The sequence below is a fragment of the Sphingomonas alpina genome, assembly GCF_014490665.1.
GTDB classification, from domain to species: Bacteria; Pseudomonadota; Alphaproteobacteria; order Sphingomonadales; family Sphingomonadaceae; genus Sphingomonas; species Sphingomonas alpina.
Window position 1 is genome coordinate 3987833 of the sequence record NZ_CP061038.1, and the last position, 11419, is coordinate 3999251.

Genomic DNA, 11419 nt, shown 5'->3' on the forward strand with positions numbered 1-11419 from the left:
ACCTCTCGCTTATGCTGACCCCGCAGATCGGGCACGGCGCGTACCGTGCAGGCGCAAGAGGAAGAGAAGATGACCGCAGCATTCGACCTCCAGTCCATCGCGCTGCCGACCGGCGTCACGCTCGACGTCGCGGTGGCGGGCGACCCGGCCAATCCGGCGATCATCCTGCTCCACGGCTTTCCCGAATCGCACCGCACCTGGCGCCACCAGATTCCCGAACTGGCCAGGACCCATTTCGTGCTCGCGCCCGACCAGCGCGGCTTTGCCCGTTCGTCCAAGCCGGCCGAGGTCAGCGATTACACCCCGGACAAGATGGTCGCCGACCTGGCCGCGCTGGCCGATCATTTCGGCATCGCGACCTTCACCCTGGTCGGGCACGACTGGGGCGGCGCGATCGCCTGGATGGCGGCGCTGACCCGGCCCGACCGCGTCGAACGGCTGATCATCGTCAATGCGCCACACCCCTATGTCTTCCAGAAGACGATGTTCGATGACCTCCGTCAGCGCGAAGCGAGCCAATATATCCGCGCCTTCCGCAATCCCGAATTCGAGAAGCATATCCAGAGCATCGGTCTCAGCGCCTTTTTCGACAGCAGCTTCCTGCGCCACACCGACTTCGCCAATGTCGCCGATGAAAAGCCGATCTATCTCGACCAATGGGGCCAGCCCGGCGCGATGACCGCGATGCTCAACTGGTACCGCGCGAGCGCCATCATCGTGCCCGAGATGGACGAAACGCCGGAGCGCCCGGCCTTTCTCAACGCGCCCTTCCCGCCACTGAAGCAGCCGGCACTGGTGATCTGGGGCCTGAAGGATGCAGCGCTCCTGCCGAGCCAGCTCGAAGGGCTCGATACGCTGGTGCCCGACATGACGCTGGTCAAGGTCGATGCGGGGCATTTCGTACCATGGGAAGCGCCCGAGGCAGTAACGAGCGCGATCCAGGAGTGGCTAGGCTAATCCTCCCCGGTGCGGGAGGAACTATAGCGGTTCCACCCACGCGCCGTGCGCCTGCACGTTCGCCAGTTGCACGGCGTACTCGAACCCTGGCCAACTCTGCACCCACACTTGCTGCTGCGCGGTGTTGCGGTTCGGCTCCATCCGCACCCACGCCAACGGCCGTTCCACCGTTGCCGCCGCCCCCGCCGCTTTCATCGCCGCCTCGATCCGCGACTGGCGCTCGGCGCCGAGATATTGCCACACCACCGAATGCATCAGCACACGCGTCACGCCCGCCGCCTGTGGTTCTGCAAGCCGTGCCCCGACCCAGTCGGCGGCGTCGCCCTGCACCATATCGACCGGCCGCGCTTCGATCATCGCGATCGCATGCGCCAGGCGTTTGGTACGTTCGGGATTGTCGGCCCAGATATAGGCGCGCAGCCGGTCCGCTGCTTTTGCATCGGTCACGTCGACCGGCTGGATCTCAGCGCCGCGCACCGAGACGATCTCGACCGGCACCTGCGGCGGTGGCGCGCCGCGCCACTCAGGCCGGATCGTCACCGACGAATCCGCCGGCCCGACCATCGTGCCGCCAAGGTCGAAGCGGAAGCGGTCGATCAGCAGATTGAGCCCCGCGCTCGACCCGATCTCGAGCAGTTCCAGCTTTGGTCCATGACGCCGCGCGACTTCGATCAGGCCGGTCATCAAGGCGGCCGATCGGCCCGCTTCGTTGGTCTGGGGCGGGCCATCGAGCCACGGATAAAGCGCCGCGTCATGCGCGGCGAAGCTCTCGCGCAGGATGCGCTGCACGATGTCGGGATCGACGATCTCACCTGCGAACACGCGCGAAAGCGCCGGCGCGACGCCGGCAAGGTCGAGCGCATGCAGCCCGCCGACCAGCCGCAGCGGCAAGGCGTCGGTGGTCGGCTCGCCCGGCCAGTCGAGCACCCGCGCGCCGGTTTTCGTGTCCCGGTCGAGGCTCACCGCAAGCGCGGCGCAAATCCGCGCGGTGATCGGCGCGCCCATCACGGTGCAGAAATGCTCCTGGATCAGGAATGCACCGCGATTATTCTGCTCATCCGCCATATCAGCCTCCATTTTGGCGGCGTTGTTGCGCCCGCGAACGGCCCCAAGTAAAGCCCGCTCGATCATGGCCGCACCAATCACCCCTCCCTTGATAATCGCCGTCCCCAAGGGACGCATCCTGGCCGAGGCCGTGCCGCTGCTGCAGCGCGCCGGAATCGAGCCCGAAGCGGCGTTTTCCGACGAGGACAGCCGCGCGCTGCGCTTCGCCACGAGCAATCCCGGCATCGACCTGATCCGTGTCCGTGCATTCGACGTCGCGACCTTCGTCGCGCACGGTGCGGCGCAGCTCGGCATCGTGGGATCGGACGTGCTGGCGGAGTTCGATTATTCCGAGCTCTACGCCCCGGTCGATCTCGGCATCGGCCATTGCCGCCTGTCGGTCGCCGAGCCCGCCGCGCTCGCCGCGACCGACGATCCGCGCGGCTGGAGCCATGTGCGTATCGCAACCAAATATCCGCACATCACCCGCGCCCATTTCGAGGCGCGCGGCGTCCAGGCGGAATGCGTCAAGCTGAACGGCGCGATGGAGCTGGCGCCGCTGCTCGGCCTGGCGCCGCGCATCGTCGATCTGGTGTCGTCGGGCCGCACGCTGAAGGAGAATGGGCTGGTCGAGGTCGAGGTGATCGCCGAAGTGACCTCGCGCCTGATCGTCAACCGCGCCGCGTTCAAGACACGCACCGAAGTCGTGCCGCTGGTCGAGGCATTCCGGCGCGCGGTAGACCAGACTCGTGCGGCGTAGCGCCCCGCCCCTCTGCGGAGCATTCACCTCTTGCTGAAGCTCTCCACCTCCGACCCCGGCTTTGACCGCGACTTCGCTGCCCTGGTCAATGCGCGGCGCGAATCCGATGCCGATGTCGCGCGCGACGTACGCACCATCATTGCCAGCGTGCGGGACGAAGGCGACTCGGCGATTGCCGCGTTCACGAAGAAGTTCGATCATCACGACCTGAACGAAACCGGCTGGCGGATCGAAAAGACCGATTGGATCGCGGCCTATGAAGGTCTCGACCCGGCTCTGCGCGATGCACTCGAACTCGCCGCCACGCGCATTGCGGCCTATCACGAGAAGCAGAAGCCGGCGGACAGCGACACGATCGACAGCGCCGGCGTCCGTCTGGGTGCACGCTGGAACGCGATCCAGCATGCCGGCATCTACATCCCAGGCGGTCGTGCGGCCTATCCGTCATCGGTACTGATGAACGCCATTCCCGCCAAGGTCGCCGGGGTCGAACGGCTCGTCATGGTCACGCCCACGCCCAAGGGCGAGATCAACCCGCTCGTGCTCGCCGCGGCGCATATCGCCGGGGTGGACGAAATCTGGCGCGTCGGCGGCGCGCAGGCGATCGCCGCACTCGCCTATGGCACCGGGCGCATTGCCGCGGTGGATGTCATCACCGGCCCGGGCAATGCCTGGGTCGCCGAGGCCAAGCGCCAGCTTTACGGCGTGGTCGGCATCGACATGGTTGCGGGTCCGTCCGAGATCGTGGTCGTCGCCGATGGCAGGAACGATCCCGAGTGGATCGCGGCCGACCTGCTCAGCCAGTCCGAGCATGATCCGACCAGCCAGTCGATCCTGTTCACCGACAATGCCAGTTTTGCCGAGCGCGTCGCCGATGCGGTCGACCTGCAGATCGGCCAGCTCTCCACCGCCCGCGTCGCGCGTGACAGCTGGGATGCGAACGGCGCGATCATCGTCACGGCCGACCTGATGGAGGCGATGCCGCTGGTCGACCGCCTCGCTCCCGAGCATCTCGAGCTGGCCTGCGATGACCCGCAAGCGCTGTTCGACCGCGTCCGCCATGCCGGGTCGGTGTTTCTTGGCCGTCACACGCCCGAAGCGATCGGCGATTATGTCGCCGGCCCCAATCACGTCCTCCCCACCGGCCGGCGCGCGCGCTTCGCCTCCGGCCTGTCGGTGCTCGACTTCATGAAGCGCACCAGCTTCCTGCAGTGTGACGAAGCAGCGCTCGCGGCGATCGGTCCGGCCGCGGTGGCGCTGGCCGAAGCCGAGGGTCTGCCAGCACATGCCAGGTCGGTGGCGCTGCGCTTGACCAAATAAGCCGGAAACGGGGTGGGGTTTTTCATCCAGCCGCGTTAAGAGCGGGCAAATGTCCCAACGTACCGCCCCCGCTCCAAAGCCCGCGCCGCCGCGCGGCTTGCCGCCGCGCAAGCACTGTATCAGCATGAAATGGAGGGCACCGCGATCCCGTCGCTGCTCCATGAGTTTCACAATCACCGGCTCGGCGCGACGATCGAGGATGCGGAATATGCCGAGGCGGAGGTCGATTTCTTCGACGATGTCGTCAAGGGCACGCATGCACGGCTGGCCGAGATCGACACGATCGTCGCGGCGAAGCTCGCCAAGGGCTGGAGCCTGACCCGGCTCGACAAGGCGATGCGCGCGATTCTGCGTGCCGGCACCTATGAACTGCTCGCGCGGCCCGATGTGCCGGTCGGCACGGTGATCACCGAATATGTCGATGTTGCGCACGCCTTTTTCGACAAGCGCGAAGCCGGGTTCGTCAACGGCCTGCTCGACGCGATCGCGAAAGATGTCCGGACTTAAGTGACCGAGGCCGAGTTCCTCGCTGCGCTGCGCACCCTGCCGCTCCATCCTGGGGCGAACGGCCTGTCCGACGACAGCGCGAGTCTCGGCCAATATGTCCTGACCACCGACACGATCGTCGAGACGATCCACTTCTTGCCCGGCGACCTTCCCGGGGACGTGGCGTGGAAGCTCGTCGTGACCAATCTGTCGGACCTTGCCGCGAAGGGCGCGACGCCGGTCGGGGTGTTGCTCAATTATCCGTTGAGCGGTGGCGCTTGGGATACGGCATTCCTTGCCGGCTTCGCTCATGTGCTGCGCAGCTTCGACACGCCGCTGCTCGGCGGCGACACGGTGTCGCTGCCGCACGGCGCCCCCCGCATCCTGACACTCACCGCGATCGGGAGTGCTGCCGCCGCAACGCCGCTGCGCTCGGGCGCGAACCCGGGCGATCTGCTCTACGTCACCGGCACGGTCGGCAATGCCGGCGCCGGCCTTGCCATTGCGCGGGGCAAGCCGGGACCCGACGAACTGCTTGACGCCTATCGCCGTCCCCAGCCCCGTCTCGCCGAGGGCCGCGCGCTTGCCCCCCATGTTCATGCGATGATGGACGTGTCGGATGGCCTGCTGATCGACGCGCGGCGCATGGCCGAGACATCGGGGCTGGCGGTGACGATCGATCTTGCCGCGATGCCACTCTCCCAAGCCTATCTCGACTTTGCCGGCCGCACCCGCGACACCCGCCTTGCCGCCGCGACCGCGGGCGACGATTATGAATTGCTGTTCGCAGCACCCCCTGGCCATACCCCACCGGCAACGGCAACGCCGATCGGCCGGTTCGACCCTGGCGCCGGTCTGATCCTGCATGACGGCGGCGATGTGCTGCCGCTTCCCAGTCATCTCGGATTTCAGCACGATATCTGACCGGGTTGCGCTCCGCGTTACCCGCCTTATACCTTTCCCCAAACCGTAGGGGACGCGGTCAGCCTGACCATCCGTCCCAAGCGACATAAAGGGGAAGGATCAGCATGACGATTGTCTATGCCGCCATAATCTGCGGCCTGATTGCCGTAGTGTACGGCATCATCACCAGCCGCCAGGTGCTCGCCGCGAGCCCAGGCAATGAAAAGATGCAGGATATCGCCGCCGCGATCGCGGAAGGCGCCAAGGCCTATCTCGGCCGTCAATACCGCACCATCGCCATTGTCGGCATCGTCGTCGCGGCGCTGGTCACTTTCTTCCTCGGCTACGTATCCGCGATCGGTTTCGCGATCGGTGCGATCCTGTCGGGCGTGACCGGCTTCATCGGCATGAACGTGTCGGTCAAGGCGAACGTCCGCACCGCGGAGGCCGCGCGCACCTCGCTGCAGGGCGGCCTGACCATGGCGTTCCGCTCGGGCGCGGTCACCGGCATGCTCGTGGCCGGCCTTGGCCTGCTCGCGATCGCCGGCTTCTTCTGGTACCTGACCGGTCCCGGCGGACATGCGCCGACCTCGCGCATCGTGATCGACTCGCTCGTCGCACTCGCCTTCGGCGCCTCGCTGATCTCGATCTTCGCGCGTCTCGGCGGCGGCATCTTCACCAAGGCGGCTGACGTCGGTGCCGATCTGGTCGGCAAGGTCGAGGCGGGCATTCCCGAGGACGATCCCCGCAACCCCGCCACCATCGCCGACAATGTCGGCGACAATGTCGGCGACTGCGCGGGCATGGCGGCCGATCTGTTCGAAACCTATGTCGTGACGCTCGGCGTGACGATGGTGTCGATCGCCCTGCTCGTCCAGGCCTCGGCCGGCGAGCTGCTCGCGCTGATGGGCCTGCCGCTGATCGTCGGCGGCGTGTGCATCATCACCTCGATCATCGGCACCTATATGGTGCGTCTCGGCAGCAACAATTCGATCATGGGCGCGCTCTACAAGGGCTTCTGGACCACGGTCATCCTGTCGATCCCGGCGATCTATTTCGCCACCCAGTACACGCTTGGCGACATGCACACCGTGATCGGCGGCGCGGCTTTCCTCGAACCCGGCGTGGCCAATTCGGGCTTCACCGGCATGGACCTGTTCTGGTGCATGATGATCGGCCTCGCGCTGACCGGCGCGCTGGTGTGGATCACCGAATATTATACCGGCACCAATTACCGCCCGGTCAAGTCGATCGCCAAGGCATCGGAAACCGGCCACGGCACCAACGTCATCCAGGGCCTCGCGGTCAGCCTCGAAAGCCCGGCGCTGCCGACGATCGTCATCTCGATCGCGGTTATCGCCAGCTATCAGCTGGCGGGCGTGATCGGCATCGCGTTCGGCGCGACCGCAATGCTGGCGCTGGCCGGCATGGTCGTGGCGCTCGATGCCTATGGTCCAGTCACGGATAACGCCGGCGGCATCGCCGAAATGGCCGGCCTGCCCGACGATGTCCGTCACCGCACCGACGCGCTCGATGCGGTCGGCAACACCACCAAGGCGGTGACCAAGGGCTATGCGATCGGCTCGGCGGCACTCGCCGCACTGGTGCTGTTCGGTGCCTACACGACCGATCTCGGGATCTATTTCCCCGATCTCAACGTCGATTTCTCGCTCTCCAACCCGTACGTCATTGTCGGCCTGCTGCTCGGCGCGCTGTTGCCGTTCAGCTTCGGCGCATTCGGCATGACCGCGGTCGGCCGGGCGGCGGGATCGGTGGTCGAGGATGTCCGTGCCCAGTTCCGCGACAATCCCGGCATCATGGAAGGGACCAGCCGTCCCGACTATGCCCGCACCGTCGATCTCGTCACCAAGGCGGCGATCAAGGAGATGATCATCCCGTCGCTGCTGCCGGTGCTCGCGCCGATCGCAGTGTACTTCATCATCACCGCGGTATCGGATCAGGCGAGCGGCTTCGCGGCACTCGGGGCGCTGTTGCTCGGCGTGATCGTGTCGGGACTGTTCGTCGCCATCTCGATGACCTCGGGCGGCGGCGCATGGGATAATGCGAAGAAGTATATCGAGGACGGCAATCACGGCGGCAAGGGCAGCGAGGCCCACAAGGCCGCGGTGACCGGCGATACTGTCGGCGATCCGTACAAGGATACGGCAGGTCCGGCGGTCAATCCGATGATCAAGATCACCAACATCGTTGCCCTGTTGCTGCTCGCGGCGCTCGCGCACGCGGCCTGACAGGCCCGACCTTCCGGTCGCAGGAGCGGCCCGCGTGGAACTGTCCGCGCGGGCCGTTTCCATTTTTGCCCGCTATGGATGCGTTCTCTTTCGGCAATGCTTTCAAGCGGCTGCGCAGCGCGATATCAAACTACGCCATCGGGACATGAGATCGGGGCTGGGGAATATGATTCGGAAGTTGATCGGGGTATTTGCCGTCGCCATCGCCGTCGGCCCGACCGCGGCGCAGTCGCCGGCCCCGCCAACCATCTCTCCAGCGGTAGCGCCCGCCGCACCGATCCCGATCGACCATTTCGCCAGCCTGCCGTTCCTGACCGCACCGGAATTGTCACCGGACGGCACCAGAATCGCCGCGCGCATCGCAATCGCCGGACAATTGCGCCTCGCCATCGTGCCGCTTGGTGACGTGAAGAAAATGGTCATGCTCGGGATGGGCGACAATGATCTCAACGACTGGGAATGGGTCAATAATGACTGGCTGATCGCCAATATCGGGGCGACGGAGAAGGTCGAGGGTGACGACTGGTATCTCACCCGCACTGCCGCGGTCAGCGCGGACGGCAAGAAGATCTCCATACTTGGCGCGAGGACTGCGGCGCAGAATGCCGGCAATGTGCTGTGGATGGCGCGCGATGGATCGCCGCACATCCTGCTCGCCATGCAGACCTCGGTCTATAGCAACGATCCGGGTTTCTGGCCCGAAGTGCGCGATTTCGATGTCAGCACGGGCAAGAGTGTCCGCGTCGTCCCCTCGACCGACAAAGTATCGAGTTGGTTCACCGATGGCGCCGGCATGGTGCGGATGGGCGTTGCCTATAACGACGACAACCGTTCCTATCGCCTGCTCTACCGCGACAACCCGACCAAATCGTTCCGCACCGTCAGCAAGGCGCGCGGCCGCGGCGCTTCGCTCGGCAGCCTTCCCGCAATGTTCCTGCCCGAGTCGGGCAAGGCGCTGGCGTTCGACGACGACGACGGCTTCAACGCGCTCTACGCCTTCGACCTCGCCACGCTGAAGACCGGCGAGAAGATGTTCGGCAAGCCGGGCTATGACATCGGCGGGATCATTCCCGATGCCACCGGCACCCGGATCATCGGCGTGCAATATACCGACACGCGCGCCCGCACGCACTGGTTCGACCCGGCCCTGGCGAAGATTCAGGCCGATATCGACAAGGCCGTCGGGGCGCGGCACGCGCAGATCACCTCGTGGAGCAGTGATTTCAGCGTGCTGATCGTCAAGGTCGCCGGCGCCGACCGCCCCGGCGCCTATTATGTCTATCGGCCGGACGATGGCAGGCTGCGCATCCTGGCCAAGGTCAATGAAGCGCTGGGCACCGACGCCCAGTCGCCGGTCAGCACGATCAAGTACAAGGCGCGCGACGGGCTGGAAATCTCCGCGATACTCACCGTACCGAAGGGCAAGGCCGCAAAGGACCTGCCGTTCATTCTGATGCCGCATGGCGGCCCGTTCGCGCGCGACGACGAAAGCTGGGACTGGTGGGCGCAATTCCTCGCCAGCCGCGGCTATGCCGTGCTGCAGCCCAATTATCGTGGCTCATCGGGCTATGGCACCACCTTTGCGGAAAAAGGCCAGGGCCAATGGGGCCTGGCGATGCAGGACGATTTGGTCGACGCGGTCAAATGGGCGACGGGCAGCGGCCTGGCCGACGCCAAGCGCATCTGCATCGTCGGCGGGTCCTATGGCGGTTATGCCGCGTTCCGCGCGGCGCAGCGTGATACCGGCCTGTATCGTTGCGCGGTGTCCTATGCCGGGGTCTCCGACCTTTCCGCGATGCTGCGCTATGACAGCCGCTTCCTCAACAGCGGCGCGCGCGGCGACTGGATGCGCCAGCAGGCGCCGGACCTGAAAAACGTATCGCCGATCAATCACGCCGCCGAGTTCAGCGTGCCGATGCTGATCATGCATGGCAAGGTCGACCGGGTCGTGCCGGTCAAGCAATCGCGCGAGATGGTCGAGAAGCTGAAGGCAGCGGGCAAACCCTATCGCTATGTCGAACAGCCGCTCGGCGACCATCATTTCTCGCGCCAGGCCGACCGTGCCCAGTTCCTGACCGAACTCGAGGCGTTCCTGAAACAATATAATCCGGCATGACCTCAATCCTCCCGGCACCGGGAGGATTGAGGTTACCGCCCGGATGCCCCACATCACCGGCATGAACCCGGTCCGCGCCCTGGTCGAACGGCAGATCGACAGCCTGGTCGGTCCGTCGCCCAATGATATCCCGTTCGACCTGTCGACCGGCGATAATGGCCTGTTCGGTCCCGGGTCGGTTGCCTGGGACGTGCATGGCGATTTCGCGACGATGATGGTCGGCGGCGTCGCCGCGCTGCTGCTGCAGATGCTCCACCCCGCCGCACTGGCCGGGGTATGGGACCATAGCGATTTCCGCCGCGACATGCGCGGGCGGTTGCGCCGCACCGCGCGCTTCGTCGGAGGCACCACCTATGCCTCGACCGAACAGGCCGAGGCGATGATCGACCGGGTGCGCCGTATCCATGACCGGGTCAGCGGTACCCTGCCCGACGGCACGCCTTATTCCGCGACCGACCCGGTACTGCTCACCTGGGTCCATGTCGCCGAATCGGCAAGCTTCCTTGCCGCCTATCGGCGCTATCGCGACCCGGCGATGCCGGTGGCACGACAGGATCGCTATTTCGCCGAAGTCGCGGTGGTCGCGGAGCGGCTCGGCGCAACGAATATCCCGCGGAGCCGCGCCGCAGTCGACGCCTATCTCGAGGCGATGCGCCCGCAGCTGCGCAGCGACGAGCGCACCCGCGCCATCGCCCATGCCCTGTTCAACCCGCCCGCCGACACGCTGGCGGTCAAGCCGATGCAGTCATTGACCATGGCGGCGGGGATCGACCTGCTGCCGCCCTGGGCCGCGGCGATGCACGGCCTGACCCGGTCGCGCGGGCAGCGCCATCTGGTCCGCGCCGGCGCCGCGAGCATCGGCATGGCGCTGCGCTGGGCGCTCAGCGAACGCACCGCCCGCAAGGACTCGCTGCTGCGCGCACGAGCGGCATCGCGGGGGTAACCACCCCTGTTTTCGGCAAATAAAAAAGCCACCGCTGTTAAGTTGGATTTTTCGGTCGGAATAACATATTATTTTCAATAGCTTATGCCCATCCACCCCTGTTCTGAATAACAGGGGTGGGTCGCGGCATAACAGGGGTGGAACAGGGGTCGCCGTTCACCGGAACAGCGGTGCCGATCATTCTTTATATTCATCATGAGAAAGAGCCGGCTGGGCCCCGGTTGAAGGTCCCGTCCGGCACGACGCTGGCATGATCGCTGTCGTGGTTGAATCGATACGGCCCGGCACGGCGACACGCATGGATCTTCGCCATGAAGTCCCCCGCTTCCCTTCTCGCGCGTCTTCGGCTAAAGGCCCGCGTTCAAGAATTCCCCAAAATCACCAGAGGTTTGTTTGGCCAAGGAAGAACTGCTCGAAATGCGCGGCCAGGTGGTGGAGCTTTTGCCCAACGCCATGTTCCGCGTGAAGCTTGAGAATGACCATGAAATTCTTGGTCACACCGCCGGCAAGATGCGCAAGAACCGCATCCGCGTGCTGGTCGGCGACGAAGTGCTCGTCGAACTCACGCCCTATGACCTGACCAAGGGCCGTATCACATACCGGTTCAAGTAAGGGCGGCTTTGCTTTCCCGTTCGCCCTGA

Annotated in this window: 10 protein-coding genes; 9 read left to right on the forward strand and 1 reads right to left on the reverse strand. The window is 65.5% G+C overall.

Annotated elements, in window-relative coordinates:
* Nucleotides 1-69: 69 nt before the first annotated feature.
* Entirely contained in the window at nucleotides 70-957 is an 888-nt protein-coding gene (locus H3Z74_RS18485; protein ID WP_187761035.1) for an alpha/beta fold hydrolase, read from the forward strand.
* 21 nt (nucleotides 958-978) lie between these two features.
* Here H3Z74_RS18485 and H3Z74_RS18490 read toward each other — a convergent pair whose 3' ends face one another.
* The gene (locus tag H3Z74_RS18490) at nucleotides 979-2022 is read right to left on the reverse strand and encodes a DUF2332 domain-containing protein (protein ID WP_187761036.1); all 1044 of its coding nucleotides are present in this window, start codon (nucleotides 2020-2022) and stop codon (nucleotides 979-981) included.
* Nucleotides 2023-2098: 76 nt separating this feature from the next.
* Between H3Z74_RS18490 and hisG the strand changes: the two genes are divergently transcribed.
* The 8 genes from hisG (at nucleotide 2099) to infA (ending at nucleotide 11390) form a co-directional block, all read left to right on the forward strand.
* Nucleotides 2099-2761, forward strand: a complete 663-nt coding sequence (gene hisG / locus H3Z74_RS18495) for an ATP phosphoribosyltransferase (protein ID WP_187764396.1) — start codon at nucleotides 2099-2101, stop codon at nucleotides 2759-2761.
* Nucleotides 2762-2791: 30 nt separating this feature from the next.
* Nucleotides 2792-4081, forward strand: a complete 1290-nt coding sequence (gene hisD, locus H3Z74_RS18500) for a histidinol dehydrogenase (RefSeq protein ID WP_187761037.1) — start codon at nucleotides 2792-2794, stop codon at nucleotides 4079-4081.
* A gap of 129 nt (nucleotides 4082-4210) precedes the next feature.
* Nucleotides 4211-4588 carry a transcription antitermination factor NusB gene (gene nusB / locus H3Z74_RS18505; RefSeq protein WP_229726667.1) on the forward strand — a complete coding sequence of 126 codons (378 nt, stop codon included), beginning with the start codon at nucleotides 4211-4213 and terminating at the stop codon, nucleotides 4586-4588.
* Nucleotides 4589-5491 carry a thiamine-phosphate kinase gene (gene thiL, locus H3Z74_RS18510; protein WP_187761038.1) on the forward strand — a complete coding sequence of 301 codons (903 nt, stop codon included), beginning with the start codon at nucleotides 4589-4591 and terminating at the stop codon, nucleotides 5489-5491.
* 104 nt (nucleotides 5492-5595) lie between these two features.
* On the forward strand, nucleotides 5596-7719 hold the full coding sequence (locus H3Z74_RS18515) for a sodium-translocating pyrophosphatase (protein ID WP_187761039.1): 2124 nt from the start codon (nucleotides 5596-5598) through the stop codon (nucleotides 7717-7719).
* 166 nt (nucleotides 7720-7885) lie between these two features.
* Nucleotides 7886-9835, forward strand: coding sequence for an alpha/beta hydrolase family protein (locus H3Z74_RS18520; protein ID WP_187761040.1), 1950 nt, complete (start codon nucleotides 7886-7888; stop codon nucleotides 9833-9835).
* Nucleotides 9836-9878: 43 nt separating this feature from the next.
* Nucleotides 9879-10778 carry an oxygenase MpaB family protein gene (locus H3Z74_RS18525; protein ID WP_229726668.1) on the forward strand — a complete coding sequence of 300 codons (900 nt, stop codon included), beginning with the start codon at nucleotides 9879-9881 and terminating at the stop codon, nucleotides 10776-10778.
* A 393-nt stretch (nucleotides 10779-11171) separates the two neighbouring features.
* Complete coding sequence (gene infA, locus H3Z74_RS18530; protein ID WP_010162480.1) at nucleotides 11172-11390, forward strand: translation initiation factor IF-1; 219 nt, start codon at nucleotides 11172-11174, stop codon at nucleotides 11388-11390.
* Nucleotides 11391-11419 lie beyond the last annotated feature (29 nt).